The organism is Acidovorax sp. GW823-FHT05D11 (genome assembly GCF_058795695.1).
Genome location: NZ_CM179502.1, coordinates 686,599 through 700,826 on the forward strand (window position 1 = coordinate 686,599; position 14,228 = coordinate 700,826).

Genomic DNA, 14,228 nt, shown 5'->3' on the forward strand with positions numbered 1-14,228 from the left:
CTCAGACACGCTGGCCCTGGGCGCTGACGACGACCTCGCCATCTTCCTTGGTGAAGGCGCCTTGCTGGGGCGAGGGCAGGATGTCCAGCACCTTTTCCGAGGGACGGCACAGCCGCGTGCCCAGCGGCGTTGCGACGAGGGGGCGGTTGATGAGGATGGGGTGGGCCAGCATCGCGTCGATCAGCTGGTCATCGGTGACGCCGGGCGCATCCAGTTGCAGTTCGGTGAAAACCGTTTCCTTGGTGCGCACGGCGTTGATCACGGGCTCGCCCGTGGCGGCGATCAGCGCCAGCAGCGTGGCGCGATCGGGCGGGGTCTTGAGGTATTCGATGACTTCCGGTTCGGCGCCGCTGTTGCGGATCATGGCCAGCGTGTTGCGGGACGTGCCGCATTTTGGGTTGTGATAGATGGTGATGGCGGTCATGGTGGGGCGTGGTGGTTTGCTGACGAAGGGGCGGTGTGAAGACCTGAAAGTTTGCCACCGTGCGCGGGCCAGCCCGGCAACCGCTTCAGCGCGTGCAGCAGTTGCTGGCCGGCGTCGTTCAGCGTTCCGTCGTTGCGCACTTCCAGGCTGGCCGCGCCCGGGGGCGGCATGAACGCCGCCGCACGCTGCACGCGGGCTTCCACCTCCCCGGGGGTCTCGCGGCCGCGCGAAAGCAGCCGCTCGCGCAGTACGTGCGGGCTGGCGGTGATGTGCACGGCCACCAGGTCGGGGAACCGCGCCAGTGCATCGGCCAGGTAGGCGCGCGAACCGTTGAGCAGCACCCATTGGCCGTGGGCCAGTGGCGCGAGCTGCGCGGCCCGGATGCCATAGCCCAGGCCGTTAGCCTCCCAGTGCAGGGCAAACGCCTGCTCACCGCGCAGCGCCGCGAAGGCCTCGGGCGGCACGCTCTCGTGCGCCTCGCCGCCGGGCGCAGCGGGGCGGCTGATGGTGCGCCGTGCCCAGTGCACCGGGCATGGGGCTGGCAGGTGCGCGTGCAGCCAGCCGAGAAGGCTGTCCTTGCCCGCGCCGGAAGGGCCCATGAAGTACACCAGCCGGGCCGTCATGCGCCCAGCTCCAGGTGGTCCAGCAGCACGAAGTCGGCGCCCGGCGCGGGCTCGGCGAACAGTGCCAGGCTGTTGAAGCGCAGCGGGGGCAGGTCGGCGAAGAACTGCTCGGCCGCATCGAGCACCAGTTCCACGGTGTCTTCACGCTCGCGCGCGAGGGAGCCGGTCAGTGACAGGTGGAAGCGGAACTCCTCCAGCACGAAGGGGTAGCCCCACTGCTGCAACAGCGCATCCTGCCGGGGCGTGAGCCCGGCCGCGCGGCGGCGCGCCAGGTCGCTGGCGGACAGGGGCGCCGCCAGCGGCTGCAGCTGCGTCACGCAGGCGGCGGCTGCGGCCTGGATCTCGGCGTTGGCCGGGTGCGAGGGCATGGGCACCAGCGCGAGGAAGTCGTCGATGCGCTGGACCTGCAGGGGCGGCATGTTGAAGGGGCGCAGGCTGCCGGCCAGCGTCTGCACGGCATGCTGCAGCGTGAGCCAGTCCACCCCCGGCGCCAGCGCGAACGGCGTCTTGAGCGTGGCATGCCAGCCATAGCGGCGCGGCGCGGCGGTCAGGCGCTCCAGTTCTTCCTTGGCCACGCCGTGGATGTCCAGTTGTGGCAGGGGCCGCAGCAGCGCCGCGCAGCGGCCCAGCCAGTGGCTGCCGGCCAGCCAGGCCAGGGTGCCGGGGTGGGGAGCGAAGTACACCGCATAGCGGTGGGCCGCCGTGGGGGCCGTGGCGTGGTTATTCGTCATGGGTGATGGTGAGTTTGACGCGGTCGCCCGCGAACCAGGCGCGCGCCCACTCGATGGGCGTGCCGGCCAGGTCCACATTCAGGCTCTCGACCAGCAGCACCGGGCGCGCGGCGGGCTGGCGCAGCTCGGCGGCCACGGCGGCATCGGGCAGCTCGGCGGTGATGCGGCTTTCGCGCCGCGTGTAGTCGGCCACGCCATGCGCGGTGAAGCCGGCGGTGATGGAGCCGGTCTCGCGCACCACGGCCGCCAGGCCCGCGAAGCGGGGCAGGGGAAAGTAGCGCTCGCTCACGTGCAGCGGCTGGCCCTCGGCCTGGCCGATCACACGCAATTGCAGCAGTGGGCTGCGCGTCGGCACCTGCAGGGCCTTGGCCAGCGCGGCCGTGGCGCGCACCGTCTGTTCCTGCAGCACCACCAGGCTGCCGCGCAGGCCGGCCTGCGCCAGGCCCTGCTGGTGGCGCACGCGCTTGCCCAGCGCCAGGTCCACCGCGAAGTCCTCCACGTAGGTGCCGCTGCCCTGGGTGATGCGCACCAGCCCCTGGCTGCACAGGCTGGCCAGCGAGCGGCGGATGGTGTGGCGGTTCACCCCGAACTGCTCGGCCAGTGCGTGCTCCGAGGGCAGGCGCTGGCCCGGGGGGTAGATGCCGCTGCCGATGGCCTCGGCCAGTTCGGCGGCGATGCGGGTCCAGAAGCTGTCGCGTGCCGGGCGTGCGGCCGGAACGGGGTTGGCAAGAACTTGTGTGCTGGTGGTGGCTGTCATGAAACCTACATGCGCGCTGTCTAAGCTGGCGCCAGTTGTTCAATTTGTCTATACAACTTAAAGAGTACCACCTCCATGTTTCAAGCCTTTGACAACCCGGGCCCGGGCCGCCCGCTCTCGCGGGCGCACTGGATGGCGCTGCTGGCCCGCGCGCCCATCGACCTTCTGGAGCCCGCGCTGCACGACCACGCCGCACTGCCCGCCCGCTGGCTGCGCGCTCCCGAAACCGGTCTGATGATGGTGCAGGGCCGCGCCGGCGGCACCGGCGAGCGTTTCAACCTGGGTGAGGTCACGGTCACCCGCTGCGCACTGCGCGTGGACGTGGACGGCGCCGATGGCGGCGAGCCCACCGTGGGCGTGGCCTACGTGCTCGGCCGCTCGCACCGCCAGGTGCAACTGGCGGCCCTGGCCGATGCGCTGCTGCAGGACCCTGTGCGCCAGGCTGCGCTGGATACCAGCCTGCTCGACCCCATCCGCCGCCACCTGGCCCAGGTGCAGTCCGAGCGCCAGGCCCGCACGGCCAGCACACGGGTGGACTTCTTCACGGTGGCCCGCGAAAGCGGTGGCAATGACGACAGCGACGAGGACCAGGAATGAGCGCCACCCCGACGATCTCCCTGTCCGCACTGGGTGCGGGCTTTTCCAGCGAGGCCCTGGGCAGCCAGGGCGTGTTCCGCGCGGTGCTGCGGGCCCTGTCGCAGCCGGGTGATCCGGTCGCCATCGTGCACGATGCCGAAGTGCCCGCCACCGGCCACGCCGCGTCGGCCGCCGTGCTGCTGGCTTTGCTCGACAGCGAATGCACGCTGTGGCTGTCCCCCCAACTGGCCACCAGCCAGGCCGGCGTGTGGCTGCGTTTTCACACCGGCTGCGTACTGGTCGAGGCGCCCGAGCAGGCGCGCTTCGCCTGGGTGGCCGCCGGCGATGCCATGCCCGCCCTGGACAGCCTGCAGCGCGGCAGCGATGAATACCCCGACCAGTCCGCCACCTGCGTGATCGACGTGGCGGTGCTGGCCCCGGCTGTGGAGGGCGCAGGCGCCTGGCGCCTTGCGGGCCCCGGCATCCGCAGTGCGCAGCACCTGCATGTCGCGGGGCTGCCAGAGGACTTCTGCGCGCAGTGGGCCGACAACCACGGCGCCTTCCCGCGCGGGGTGGACGTGGTGCTGGCCACGGCCACGCACATCGCCGGCCTGCCGCGCACCACCCGCATCGAATCACCATCCACCGTGGAGGCCTGAGCCGCATGTACGTTGCCGTCAAGGGCGGGGAAACCGCCATCCTCAACAGCTACCGCCTGCTGGCCGAGCAGCGCCGGGGCGACACGGCCGAGCCCGAGCTCTCGGTGGCGCAGATCCGCGCGCAGCTCAAGCTGGCCGTGGACCGCGTGATGACCGAAGGCTCGGTCTACGATCCCGAGCTCGCGGCCCTGGCCATCAAGCAGGCGGCGGGCGACCTGGTGGAAGCCATCTTCCTGCTGCGCGCCTACCGCGCCACCTTGCCGCGCCTGGGCACCACCTTGCCGCTGGACACTGCGCGCATGGCGCTCACCCGGCGCATCTCGGCCACTTTCAAGGACCTGCCCGGGGGCCAGGTGCTCGGCCCCACCTACGACTACACCCAGCGCCTGCTCGACTTCACGCTGCTGGCCCGGGGCGATGCACCGGCTGCCGTAGCGGCCGCCCCCGCACCTTTGAGCGATGCGCCCGCCACCACACCGCGCGTGGTGGACCTGCTCAACCAGGAAGGGCTGATCGAGACCCGCCCCATCCCCGAAGGCGATCCGGCCCCCGCCGACCTGACGCGCGAGCCGCTGCGCTTTCCGGCCAACCGGGCCACGCGCCTGCAGAACCTGGCGCGCGGCGACGAAGGCTTCCTGCTAGCCATGGCGTATTCCACGCAGCGCGGCTACGCGCACTCGCACCCCTTCGTGGGGGAGCTGCGCCTGGGCACGGTGGCCGTGGAGATCGTGCCCGAGGAACTGGGCTTTGCCATCTCCATCGGCGACATGGAGATCACCGAATGCGAGATGGTCAACCAGTTCGCGGGCAGCAAGCAGCAGCCGCCGCAGTTCACGCGCGGCTATGGCCTGGCCTTCGGCCACAGCGAGCGCAAGGCCATGGCCATGAGTCTGGTGGACCGCGCCCTGCGCGCCGACGAGCTGGGCGAGCCGGTGGAGTCGCCCGCGCAGATGCAGGAGTTCGTGCTCTCGCACAGCGACAGCCTGGAAGCCTCGGGCTTCGTGCAGCACCTGAAGCTGCCGCACTACGTGGACTTCCAGTCCGAGCTGGAGCTGGTGCGCCGCATGCGCGCCACTGCGGCGTCCCACCCCTCCGAAGAAACCACCCTGGGAGACGACGCATGAACGCGCCCCACGAGCCCGCGCTGATGGGCCTGCCCGCCGATGCCGCGCCCACCGACGGCCACTTCAACTTCGCCTACCTCGATGAGCGCACCAAGCGCATGATCCGCCGGGCCATCCTCAAGGCCGTGGCCATCCCGGGCTACCAGGTGCCCTTCGGCTCGCGCGAGATGCCGCTGCCCTATGGCTGGGGCACGGGCGGCATCCAGGTCACGGCCGCCATCATCGGGCCGGACGATTGCCTCAAGGTCATCGACCAGGGTTCGGACGACACGGTCAACGCGGTCAACATCCGCCGATTCTTCGAGCGCACCACGGGCGTGGCCACCACCACGCGCACCACCGACGCCACGCTGATCCAGACGCGCCACCGCATCCCCGAGACGCCGCTGGCCGAGGGCCAGGTGCTCGTCTACCAGGTGCCCGTGCCCGAGCCCATGCAGCGCCTGGAACCGCGCGAGACCGAGACGCGCACCCTGCACGGCCTGGCCGAGTACGGGCTGATGCACGTCAAGCTCTACGAGGACATCGCGCGCTACGGCCACATCGCCACCACCTACGACTACCCGGTGCTGGTCAACGGCCGCTACGTGATGGCGCCGTCGCCCATCCCCAAGTTCGACAACCCCAAGATGCACATGAACCCGGCGCTGCAGCTCTTCGGCGCAGGCCGCGAAAAGCGCATCTACGCCGTGCCGCCCTACACGCCGGTGGAGAGCCTGGGCTTCGAGGATCACCCCTTCGAGGTGCAGCGCTGGGACTGCGCCTGCGCCCTGTGCGGCGCCACCGACAGCTTCCTCGACGAGGTCATCACCGACGACCAGGGCACGCGCATGCACGTGTGTTCCGACTCGGACTATTGCCAGGAGCGCCAGGCCGCCGCAGCGGCAACTGTGTCCGAAGGGGCGACCGCATGAGCACGGTGACCCTGCGCGAGGCCACCGAGGCCGATCTGGATGAGGTGCTGGCCCTGTACCAGGGCATCGAGGACAGCCCCGAGCGGGTGCTCAGCCTCGCCGAGGCGAAGGCCATGCTTGCGCAGTTCCGCGCCTATCCGAGCTACCGCCTCTGGGTGGCCTGCGAGAGCGCCGAGCAAGATGCCGACGTGGTCGGCACCTACGCCCTGCTGGTCATGCACAACCTGGCCCACCGGGGCGCGCCCTCGGCCGTGGTCGAGGACGTGGTGGTGGCCGCCGACCGCAAGGGCCAGGGCATCGGCCGCCAGATGATGGCCCACGCCGTGCAGCAGGCGCGCGAGGCCGGTTGCTACAAGCTGGCCCTGTCGTCCCACCGCAAGCGCACCGATGCGCATGCCTTCTATGAATCCCTGGGCTTTGCGCAGCACGGCCTGAGCTTTTCCATCGAACCCTGATCGCCATGGACGCCACCCTTTCATCCCCCATCCCCCTGCTCAGCGTGCGCGGCATCGGCAAGCGCTACGGCCAGCGCGTCGCGCTGCAGGATGCCTCGTTCGACCTGTGGCCCGGCGAGGTGCTGGCCGTGGTCGGCGAGTCCGGCTCGGGCAAGTCCACCCTGCTCAACGCCGTGGCCGCGCGCAGCCGGCCCGATGCGGGCAGCGTGCAGTTCCAGGCGCGTGACGGCAGCCTGCAGGACGTGCTGGGCATGAGCGAGGCGCAGCAGCGCCTGCTGGCCCGCACGGACTGGGGCTTCGTGCACCAGAACGCGGCCGACGGCCTGCGCATGGACGTGTCGGCCGGGGCCAACGTGGGCGAGCGCCTCATGGGCCTGGGCGAGCGCCACTACGGCCGCCTGCGCGCCACCGCCACCGAATGGCTGCAGCGCGTGGAGATCGATGCCAGCCGCATCGACGACGCGCCGCGCGCCTTCTCCGGCGGCATGCGCCAGCGCCTGCAGATCGCGCGCAACCTGGTCACCCAGCCGCGCCTGGTGTTCATGGACGAACCCACCTCGGGCCTCGATGTCTCGGTGCAGGCGCGCCTGCTGGACCTGTTGCGCCAGCTCACGCGGCAGATGCAGCTGGCCGCCATCGTGGTCACGCATGACCTGGCCGTGGCCCGCCTGCTGGCGCACCGCATGGTGGTGATGCAGCGCGGCCGGGTGGTCGAGTCGGGCCTGACCGACCAGGTGCTCGACGACCCGCAGCACCCCTACACCCAGCTCCTCGTTTCCTCGGTACTGCAACCATGATGATGAACACCCAACCACCCATCCTGGAGCTCAAGGGCGTGGCCAAGCGCTTCACCCTGCACCACCAGAACGGCATCGAGCTGCCCGTGCTCGGCAACGTGGACCTCACCGTTGGCGCGGGCGAATGCGTGGTGCTCGACGGCCCCTCGGGCATGGGCAAGAGCACGCTGCTGAAAATGATCTACGCCAACTACCGCGCCAACGCAGGCAGCATCACCGTGCAGCCCGCCAGCGGCCCGGCGGTGGACGTGACCCAGGCCAGCCCGCGCGCGCTGGTGCAACTGCGCCGCGACACCGTGGGCTACGTGAGCCAGTTCCTGCGCGTGATCCCTCGCGTGAGCGCGCTCGACGTGGTGGCCGAGCCCCTGGCCGAAGACGCGGGCGACGACATCCACGCACTGGAAGCCGCGCGCGAGACCGCTCGCCAGTGGCTCACCCGCCTGCGCATCCCCGAGCGGCTGTGGCACCTGCCGCCCGCCACCTTCTCGGGCGGCGAGCAGCAGCGCATCAACATCGCGCGCAACATGATCAAGCCCAAGCCCCTGCTGCTGCTCGACGAACCCACGGCATCGCTCGACGCCGCCAACACCGACACGGTGATAGCCCTGATCGGCGAGGCGGTGGCGCGCGGCGCCGCCCTGGTCGGCATCTTCCACGACGCGCACGTGGGTGTCGCCGTCGCCACGCGCCGCGTGAACGTGGCTGACTTCCGCGGGGTGGCCGCATGAGCGCTGCTGCGGTCTTTCACAACGCTCGCATGGTGCTGCCCGGCGAGGTGGTGCAGGGCTCGCTCTCGGTGCAGGACGGGCGCATAGCCGCCCTGGCCTCGGGCGGCACCGCCGCGCTGCAGGGCATGGACCTCGGGGGCGACTACCTGCTGCCCGGTCTGGTGGAGGTGCACACCGACAACTTCGAGCGCCACCTGATGCCGCGCCCGAAGGTGCAGTGGGCCGAAATGCCGGCGCTGCTGGCACACGATGCCGAGATCGCAGCGGCGGGCATCACCACCGTGCTCGACGCGCTGGGCGTGGGAGAGGCCGACGTGGACAGCCTGCGCGGCAGCGCCTGGAACCGCGTGCTCGACACCATCGACACCTGCACCGAGCGCAATCTGCTGCGCGCAGACCACCACCTGCACGTGCGCTGCGAGCTGCCCGCGCCCAACACCATCGACCTGTTCGGCCCCTTCCAGGGCCATCCGCGCCTGTCGCTGATCTCGCTGATGGACCACACCCCCGGCCAGCGCCAGTGGGAGAACATCGAGCAGGCGCGCACCTACTACACCGGCAAGAAGGGCTGGAGCAGCGAGAAGTTCGAGCGCCAGGTGCAGCATGCGGCCACCCTGCAGGCGCAGTACGCCGAGCCGCACCGTGCCTACTTCGTGGACTACTGCCGCACCCATGGCATCGCCTTGGCCAGTCACGACGACACCACGGTGGCGCACGTCGAGCAGGCCCATGCCGAAGGCGCGGGCATGTCCGAGTTCCCGACCACGCTGGCGGCGGCAAGGGCAGCGCGCGAGCGCGGCCTGCTCACCGTGATGGGCGGGCCCAACGTGGTGCGCGGCGGCTCGCATTCGGGCAACGTGGCGGCGGCCGACCTGGCACGCCAGGGCCTGCTGGACATCCTCTCGTCGGACTACGTGCCGGGCAGCCTGCTGAGCGCGGTGATGCGCCTCGTCCATGACGGCATCCTCACGCTGCCCGAGGCCGTGGCCACCGTCACGCGCAACCCGGCACGCGCGTCGGGCATGCAGGACCGGGGCGAGCTGGCTGCGGGCCTGCGCGCCGACCTGGTCCAGGTGCACATGGCCGAGCTGCCCGATGGCTCACAGCAGGCCGTGGTGCGCGGTGTCTGGCGCGAAGGGCAGCGCGTGCTCTGAACGTAGCCTGACATGCAAATTTCCCGCAACTGTCAAGGCACTGTCACAGCCGCCTTCCACACTGCATTTGTATAGACGACTTGGAATCCGCCATGCCCATTGCCCTGCGCATCGAACAACTGAACAAGCATTTCGCCAACGGCAAGCACGCGCTGCGCGACATCGACCTCACGGTGCATGCCGGCGAGATGGTGGCGCTGATCGGCGCCTCGGGCTCGGGCAAGTCCACGCTGCTGCGCCATGTGGCCGGCCTGGTGGTGGCCGATGGCGACAGCCGCTCGCTGATCGAGGTCGATGGCCGCTGCGTGCAGCAGGGCGGGCGCATCCACCGCGATATCCGCAAGGTGCGCTCGCAGGTGGGCTTCGTGTTCCAGCAGTTCAACCTGGTGGACCGCCTGCCGGTGATGATGAACGTGCTGGTGGGCCTGCTGCACCGCACGCCCCCATGGCGCGGCTGGTTGCGCGTATTCCGCCCGCATGAGCGCGCCCTGGCTCTCGAGGCCCTGGCCCGCGTGGGGATCGCCGACTGCCATGCGCAGCGTGCGTCCACTCTCTCGGGTGGGCAGCAGCAGCGTGCGGCCATTGCGCGCACCCTGGTGCAGGGCGCAAGGGTGGTGCTGGCCGACGAGCCCATCGCTTCGCTGGACCCCGAATCCTCGCGCAAGGTCATGGACATCCTGGCGCGCATCAACCGCGAGGACGGCAGCACCGTCATCGTCTCGCTGCACCAGGTGGACGTGGCCATCAAGTACTGCTCCCGCGTGGTCGCGCTGCACCAGGGCCGTGTGGTCTACGACGGCCCCTCGGCCGCCCTCACACCCGCCCTGCTGCGCGAGCTGTATGGCGTGCAGGCCGACGAGATCCTGGGCGCCACCTTGCCCCTGGCCGTGGTGCCCGCACCGGCGCAGGCGCCGACCCCCGGCTGGGCCGCACAGCCGCTGGCGCAGGCTGCCTGAGGCCTGCCCGCCGTCCCCTGTCTCTTCGCCCTTCGTTTTTGCCTTTCTCCCCTCCCGCTTTCACCTTCCGGAGCCTTCCATGATCAAGAAATTCTGCGCAACCATGGCCCTTGGCCTGGGCCTGACCACGGGCGTCCTCGCCCAGGACGCCATCAACTTCGGCATGATCTCGACCGAAGCCTCGCAGAACCTCAAGGCCGACTGGCAGCCCCTGCTGGACGACATGGCCAAGCAGACGGGCCTGAAGATCAACGCCTTCTTCGCGTCTGACTATGCGGGCCTCATCGAAGCCATGCGTTTCAACAAGATGCAGGTGGCATGGCTGGGCAACAAGTCGGCCATGGAGGCGGTGGACCGCGCCAATGGTGAAGTGTTCGCGCAGATGGTCAACGCCGATGGCACGCAGGGCTACTACTCGCACCTCATCGTGCACAAGGACAGCCCCCTGGCTTCGCTGGACGACGTGCTCAAGAACGGCAAGTCGCTGAGCTTCGGCAACGGCGACCCCAACTCCACCTCGGGTTTCCTGGTGCCCGGCTACTACGCCTTCGCGCAGAACAAGGTCGACGCCAAGACGCACTTCAAGATCGCGCGCAGCGCCAACCATGAGACCAACGCCCTGGCCGTGGCCAACAAGCAGGTCGACGTGGCCACCAACAACAGCGAAAACCTCGAGAAGCTCAAGGAGCGCCAGCCCGAGAAGTTCAAGGACATCAAGGTCATCTGGACATCGCCCCTGATCCCGCTCGATCCCATGGTGATCCGCAAGGACCTGCCCGAGCCGCTCAAGGCCAAGATCAAGGACTTCTTCTACAACTACGCCAAGACCGATGCGCGCGAGAAGGAGATCGTCATGAAGATCTCCAAGCTCTCGGGCTTCAAGCCATCCACCAATGCGCAGCTCACGCCCATTCGCCAGCTCGACCTGTTCGGCAAGCGCAACAAGATCGAGGCCGATGCCACGCTGGCCGACGCCGACAAGAAGACCCGCCTGGCCGAGATCGACCAGCAGCTGGCGTCCCTGAAGTAAGCCAGTCAGCACGCAACGCATCCGGCCAGCCCGCACCATGTCTTCCGCATTGACCCCTTCGCTCGCGACCCTGGCGAGCACCACTGCGCCCAAGCGCAGCCTCGCCTGGTACCTCTCCTGGGGCATCCTGCTGGTGGTGCTGGCCGCCTCCTGGAAGGGCGCCGACATGCGCCCGCTCGACCTCGTCAAGGATTCGGGCAACATGGCCCAGTACGCGGCCGAGTTCTTTCCGCCCAATTTCTCGCAGTGGCAGATCTACGTGCAGGAGATGCTGGTCACGTTGCAGATCGCGCTGTGGGGCACGGCGCTCGCGGTGGTCACCGCCGTGCCGCTGGCGCTGCTGGCCTCGTCCAACATCGCGCCGTGGTGGGTGAACCAGCCGGTGCGCCGCGTGCTCGACGCCTTCCGTGCCATCAACGAGATGGTGTTCGCCATGCTCTTCGTGGTGGCGGTGGGCCTGGGCCCGTTCGCGGGGGTGCTGGCGCTGTGGATCCACACCACGGGCACGCTGGCCAAGCTGTTCTCCGAGGCGGTCGAGGCCATCGATCCGCAGCCCGTGGAGGGCATCCGCTCGACCGGCGCGAGCGCGCTGCACGAGATCATCTACGGCGTGATCCCCCAGGTGACCCCGCTGTGGATTTCCTACACGCTCTACCGCTTCGAGGCCAACGTGCGTTCTGCCTCGGTGGTGGGCATGGTGGGGGCGGGTGGCATCGGCGTGGTGCTGTGGGAGATCATCCGCGGCTTCCAGTACGCCGAGACCTGCGCGGTGATGCTCATCATCGTGGTCACCGTGAGCGCGATCGACGTGGTGTCGGCGCGCATCCGCAAGGCCCTGGTCTGACACAGGGGCGCACCGTGGCATTGAGCCTTGAAGACATCGCCCACCTGCTGGCCACCCGGGGCATCCATCAGTACGGCCGCGAGGCCGTCAGCCAGCTGGAGCACGCGCTGCAGTGCGCGCAATGGGCAGAGAAATCCGGCGAGACCCCCGCCACGGTGGTGGCCGCCCTGCTGCATGACCTGGGGCACCTGCTGGCGCCCGGTGGCGATGCGGCCGCACAGGACGACCTGCACCAGTACATGGCCCTCCCGTTCCTGCGCGGCCTGCTGCCCGATGCGGTGCTGGAGCCCATCCGCCTGCACGTGGACGCCAAGCGCTACCTGTGCACCCTGGAGCCGGGCTACCGGGAGACGCTCTCGCCCGCGTCGCGGCACAGCCTGGCCCTGCAGGGGGGGCCTTTCACGGCGCAGGAGGCGATGCGCTTCGAAGCCCTGCCTTTTGCCCAGGAGGCCATTCGCCTGCGCCGCTACGACGACCATGCCAAGGTGCCTGGCCTGCCGACGCCGGCCCTGGAGCACTATGTGGCGCTGATGGGCCGTGTGGCCCACGCGCCTGCCCAGGCAAAGCCTGTGGCCTACCCGTACCGCTGCTCGGCCGCGTGGGTGCGCTGACCTGGCGGGTGGGCCGGGCAGTGTCCCGTGTCAGGGCGGGGCCTTGCCGCTGCCCATCCACCCCAGGTCCAGCGGCCGGTCCTCGAACTCGGTGTTGAGCACCACGGTGCTGGTGGTGCGCGCCACCCCCGCGATGGCCTTGATTTCGTAGATCACGTCTTCCAGCGCGCGCGCGTGGGTGGTGCGCACCTTGGCCAGAAAGTCGTACTCGCCCGCCACGCTGTGCAGTTCTTCCACCTGCGGCATCGCGCGCAGGCGCGGCGCCACGTCGCGGCAGTGGATGCCGCCATCGTTGCGGATGGCCACGAACGCCGTGAAGTTCAGGCCCACGCGCTCGGGGTCCACGCTGATCGAAAAACGGCGGATGACGCCCTTGTCCAGCAGCTTCTTCACCCGTTCGTGCACCGCGGCGGTGGACAGCCCCACCTCGGCGCCCACATCGGCATAGGAACGTCGGCCATCCGCACCCAATGCCGAAATAATTCTGGCGTCCATGTCATCTGTCTGAATATTTGCTTGCATAGCCGCCTGATTTTGGTAAAAATTCCGAAAACCTCGCGGTTTCCATAAATTATTCGGTAAGGTGAAGAATATGCCGGCGATTTTCAATGCGCAAGCCCGCCCACAGCGCACCTGGGCGGTGGCCGTGGCCCTGCTGCTGGTCTATGTGGTGTGGGGCACCACCTATTTCGCCATCGGCATCGCGCTGCAGACCATGCCGCCGCTGTTCATGAGCGCCATCCGTTTTCTGTGCGCGGGCGGCGTGATGCTGCTGGTGGCCCTGTGGCAAGGGCATGCGCTGCCCACGGCCGCGCAGTGGCGCAATTCGGCCATCGTCGGCGCCCTCATGGTCTTCCTCGCGATGAACCTCGTGGGCTTTGCGCAGAAGCTGGGCATCGGCTCCGGCCTCATGGCCACCGTGGTCACCACCATGCCCATGTGGCTGGCGCTGTGGACGCACTGGGGCGGCGAACGCGTGCCGGCCACCAGCTGGATCGGCCTGGCGCTGGGCGTGGTGGGCGCACTGCTGCTGGCGATGGAGGGCGACTTTTCCGCCACCTGGCTGGGGGCCGCGCTGGCCTTTGGCGCGCCGCTGTGCTGGAGCGTGGGCTCGTACGCATCGCGCAAGCTGTCGCTGCCCGCGCCGGCCATGGCGGCTGCGGCGCAGTGGCTGGTGGGCGGCGCGATGGGACTGGTGGCCGCGGTGTGCTTCGAGCCCGTGAGCGCGCTGGGGCAGGTGAGCGCCCGGTCGTGGGCGGCGTGGGTGTACCTGCTGGTCTTTGGCACGCTGGTGGCGCTCAATGCGTACCTGTGGCTGCTGCAGAACACGTCGGCCGCGCTGGCGGGGAGCTATTCGTTCGTGAATCCGGCGGTGGCGTTGCTGGTGGGGGTGGCGCTGGGGGGGGAGTTGCTGACGGGGTGGGTGTTTGCGGCGTTGCCTTTGATTGGGGCGGCGCTGGTGTTGATTTTGTATGGCAAGGCGTTGCAGGGGTGGTGGGTGGCGCGGAGGGCGTCGTGGGTGGGGTATCGGGCTGGATAGTTGGCTGGGTATTGGGTTGGTTGTTGCCTGTTGGTTTGTTGTGGGCGGTGTGTTTGGTTTGAGGGCAGAGGCCGGGATGTCGCCCCGGCGGGCGAGGTACTTGTTCTTTGCTTCGCCAAAGAAAAGTACCCAAAAGAAAGGCGACCCCCAGTCTGCGACCCCTTCGCGTTGCGAAGGGGCAAACCTGCGTCGGTGCGGTTGCGGGGTGCGCCGCAGAACTCACTGCGCGCCTTTGGCGCTCCGTTCAGACAACTGCGGCGAGTCAGTGCACGAAGCATGCGCGCTCCGACGCGCATGCCACCCCG

At 69.2% G+C, this 14,228-nt stretch carries 18 protein-coding genes; 13 read left to right on the forward strand and 5 right to left on the reverse strand.

All coding sequences use genetic code 11. From position 1 onward, the window contains the following. Position 1: 1 nt before the first annotated feature. The 4 genes from arsC to phnF are packed head-to-tail and all read right to left on the reverse strand — an operon-like array spanning position 2 to position 2,535. Positions 2-424: an arsenate reductase (glutaredoxin) gene (gene arsC, locus AC3RCE_RS03145; RefSeq protein WP_492254504.1), complete on the reverse strand. Its 423-nt coding sequence runs from the start codon at positions 422-424 to the stop codon at positions 2-4. Beyond that, positions 421-1,047: a phosphonate metabolism protein/1,5-bisphosphokinase (PRPP-forming) PhnN gene (gene phnN, locus AC3RCE_RS03150; RefSeq protein ID WP_218297261.1), complete on the reverse strand. Its 627-nt coding sequence runs from the start codon at positions 1,045-1,047 to the stop codon at positions 421-423. Before phnN ends, arsC begins: the two co-directional genes overlap by 4 nt. Further along, positions 1,044-1,778, reverse strand: coding sequence for a DUF1045 domain-containing protein (locus AC3RCE_RS03155; protein ID WP_492254505.1), 735 nt, complete (start codon positions 1,776-1,778; stop codon positions 1,044-1,046). The genes phnN and AC3RCE_RS03155 overlap by 4 nt, the downstream gene beginning before the upstream one ends. Then, a complete protein-coding gene (gene phnF / locus AC3RCE_RS03160) occupies positions 1,768-2,535 on the reverse strand; it encodes a phosphonate metabolism transcriptional regulator PhnF (protein WP_492254506.1) in 768 nt (255 codons plus the stop codon). The genes AC3RCE_RS03155 and phnF overlap by 11 nt, the downstream gene beginning before the upstream one ends. Before the next feature lie 75 nt (positions 2,536-2,610). Here phnF and phnG point away from each other — a divergent pair, with 75 nt between their 5' ends. The 12 genes from phnG (at position 2,611) to AC3RCE_RS03220 (ending at position 12,383) form a co-directional block, all read left to right on the forward strand. Continuing rightward, the gene (gene phnG, locus AC3RCE_RS03165) at positions 2,611-3,132 is read left to right on the forward strand and encodes a phosphonate C-P lyase system protein PhnG (protein ID WP_369641260.1); all 522 of its coding nucleotides are present in this window, start codon (positions 2,611-2,613) and stop codon (positions 3,130-3,132) included. Then, a complete protein-coding gene (phnH, locus tag AC3RCE_RS03170) occupies positions 3,129-3,770 on the forward strand; it encodes a phosphonate C-P lyase system protein PhnH (RefSeq protein ID WP_369641261.1) in 642 nt (213 codons plus the stop codon). The genes phnG and phnH overlap by 4 nt, the downstream gene beginning before the upstream one ends. A 5-nt stretch (positions 3,771-3,775) precedes the next feature. Beyond that, positions 3,776-4,894, forward strand: coding sequence for a carbon-phosphorus lyase complex subunit (locus AC3RCE_RS03175; RefSeq protein WP_492254507.1), 1,119 nt, complete (start codon positions 3,776-3,778; stop codon positions 4,892-4,894). Next, a complete protein-coding gene (locus AC3RCE_RS03180) occupies positions 4,891-5,808 on the forward strand; it encodes an alpha-D-ribose 1-methylphosphonate 5-phosphate C-P-lyase PhnJ (protein ID WP_492254508.1) in 918 nt (305 codons plus the stop codon). Before AC3RCE_RS03175 ends, AC3RCE_RS03180 begins: the two co-directional genes overlap by 4 nt. After that, positions 5,805-6,263, forward strand: coding sequence for a GNAT family N-acetyltransferase (locus tag AC3RCE_RS03185; RefSeq protein ID WP_492254509.1), 459 nt, complete (start codon positions 5,805-5,807; stop codon positions 6,261-6,263). Before AC3RCE_RS03180 ends, AC3RCE_RS03185 begins: the two co-directional genes overlap by 4 nt. A 5-nt stretch (positions 6,264-6,268) precedes the next feature. Next, positions 6,269-7,060, forward strand: a complete 792-nt coding sequence (gene phnK / locus AC3RCE_RS03190; RefSeq protein ID WP_492254510.1) for a phosphonate C-P lyase system protein PhnK — start codon at positions 6,269-6,271, stop codon at positions 7,058-7,060. Continuing rightward, entirely contained in the window at positions 7,057-7,788 is a 732-nt protein-coding gene (gene phnL / locus AC3RCE_RS03195) for a phosphonate C-P lyase system protein PhnL (protein WP_492254511.1), read from the forward strand. The genes phnK and phnL overlap by 4 nt, the downstream gene beginning before the upstream one ends. Continuing rightward, entirely contained in the window at positions 7,785-8,942 is a 1,158-nt protein-coding gene (locus tag AC3RCE_RS03200; protein ID WP_492254512.1) for an alpha-D-ribose 1-methylphosphonate 5-triphosphate diphosphatase, read from the forward strand. The genes phnL and AC3RCE_RS03200 overlap by 4 nt, the downstream gene beginning before the upstream one ends. A gap of 92 nt (positions 8,943-9,034) precedes the next feature. After that, positions 9,035-9,898, forward strand: coding sequence for a phosphonate ABC transporter ATP-binding protein (gene phnC / locus AC3RCE_RS03205; RefSeq protein ID WP_218341415.1), 864 nt, complete (start codon positions 9,035-9,037; stop codon positions 9,896-9,898). 79 nt (positions 9,899-9,977) lie between these two features. Then, positions 9,978-10,928, forward strand: a complete 951-nt coding sequence (gene phnD / locus AC3RCE_RS03210; protein ID WP_492254513.1) for a phosphonate ABC transporter substrate-binding protein — start codon at positions 9,978-9,980, stop codon at positions 10,926-10,928. Positions 10,929-10,965: 37 nt separating this feature from the next. Next, positions 10,966-11,772 (forward strand): phosphonate ABC transporter, permease protein PhnE, encoded by an 807-nt coding sequence (gene phnE / locus AC3RCE_RS03215; protein ID WP_492254514.1) that lies wholly within the window; start codon positions 10,966-10,968, stop codon positions 11,770-11,772. A 14-nt stretch (positions 11,773-11,786) separates the two neighbouring features. Then, on the forward strand, positions 11,787-12,383 hold the full coding sequence (locus AC3RCE_RS03220) for a phosphonate degradation HD-domain oxygenase (RefSeq protein WP_218297249.1): 597 nt from the start codon (positions 11,787-11,789) through the stop codon (positions 12,381-12,383). Between the two features lie 30 nt (positions 12,384-12,413). On the opposite strand, the gene AC3RCE_RS03225 is transcribed toward AC3RCE_RS03220, so the two are convergent. Beyond that, positions 12,414-12,878: an Lrp/AsnC family transcriptional regulator gene (locus AC3RCE_RS03225; RefSeq protein ID WP_218341419.1), complete on the reverse strand. Its 465-nt coding sequence runs from the start codon at positions 12,876-12,878 to the stop codon at positions 12,414-12,416. A 97-nt stretch (positions 12,879-12,975) separates the two neighbouring features. Here AC3RCE_RS03225 and AC3RCE_RS03230 point away from each other — a divergent pair, with 97 nt between their 5' ends. Then, on the forward strand, positions 12,976-13,923 hold the full coding sequence (locus AC3RCE_RS03230) for an EamA family transporter (RefSeq protein WP_492254515.1): 948 nt from the start codon (positions 12,976-12,978) through the stop codon (positions 13,921-13,923). The last annotated feature ends 305 nt before the right edge of the window (positions 13,924-14,228 follow it).

What these genes read in the sequence shown, in the direction of transcription:
- arsC (WP_492254504.1), bottom strand. Translation starts at nt 424, where the DNA reads ATGACCGCCATCACCATCTATCACAACCCAAAATGCGGCACGTCCCGC.
- phnN (WP_218297261.1), bottom strand. Translation starts at nt 1,047, where the DNA reads ATGACGGCCCGGCTGGTGTACTTCATGGGCCCTTCCGGCGCGGGCAAG.
- AC3RCE_RS03155 (WP_492254505.1), bottom strand. Translation starts at nt 1,778, where the DNA reads ATGACGAATAACCACGCCACGGCCCCCACGGCGGCCCACCGCTATGCG.
- phnF (WP_492254506.1), bottom strand. Translation starts at nt 2,535, where the DNA reads ATGACAGCCACCACCAGCACACAAGTTCTTGCCAACCCCGTTCCGGCC.
- phnG (WP_369641260.1), top strand. Translation starts at nt 2,611, where the DNA reads ATGTTTCAAGCCTTTGACAACCCGGGCCCGGGCCGCCCGCTCTCGCGG.
- phnH (WP_369641261.1), top strand. Translation starts at nt 3,129, where the DNA reads ATGAGCGCCACCCCGACGATCTCCCTGTCCGCACTGGGTGCGGGCTTT.
- AC3RCE_RS03175 (WP_492254507.1), top strand. Translation starts at nt 3,776, where the DNA reads ATGTACGTTGCCGTCAAGGGCGGGGAAACCGCCATCCTCAACAGCTAC.
- AC3RCE_RS03180 (WP_492254508.1), top strand. Translation starts at nt 4,891, where the DNA reads ATGAACGCGCCCCACGAGCCCGCGCTGATGGGCCTGCCCGCCGATGCC.
- AC3RCE_RS03185 (WP_492254509.1), top strand. Translation starts at nt 5,805, where the DNA reads ATGAGCACGGTGACCCTGCGCGAGGCCACCGAGGCCGATCTGGATGAG.
- phnK (WP_492254510.1), top strand. Translation starts at nt 6,269, where the DNA reads ATGGACGCCACCCTTTCATCCCCCATCCCCCTGCTCAGCGTGCGCGGC.
- phnL (WP_492254511.1), top strand. Translation starts at nt 7,057, where the DNA reads ATGATGATGAACACCCAACCACCCATCCTGGAGCTCAAGGGCGTGGCC.
- AC3RCE_RS03200 (WP_492254512.1), top strand. Translation starts at nt 7,785, where the DNA reads ATGAGCGCTGCTGCGGTCTTTCACAACGCTCGCATGGTGCTGCCCGGC.
- phnC (WP_218341415.1), top strand. Translation starts at nt 9,035, where the DNA reads ATGCCCATTGCCCTGCGCATCGAACAACTGAACAAGCATTTCGCCAAC.
- phnD (WP_492254513.1), top strand. Translation starts at nt 9,978, where the DNA reads ATGATCAAGAAATTCTGCGCAACCATGGCCCTTGGCCTGGGCCTGACC.
- phnE (WP_492254514.1), top strand. Translation starts at nt 10,966, where the DNA reads ATGTCTTCCGCATTGACCCCTTCGCTCGCGACCCTGGCGAGCACCACT.
- AC3RCE_RS03225 (WP_218341419.1), bottom strand. Translation starts at nt 12,878, where the DNA reads ATGGACGCCAGAATTATTTCGGCATTGGGTGCGGATGGCCGACGTTCC.
- AC3RCE_RS03230 (WP_492254515.1), top strand. Translation starts at nt 12,976, where the DNA reads ATGCCGGCGATTTTCAATGCGCAAGCCCGCCCACAGCGCACCTGGGCG.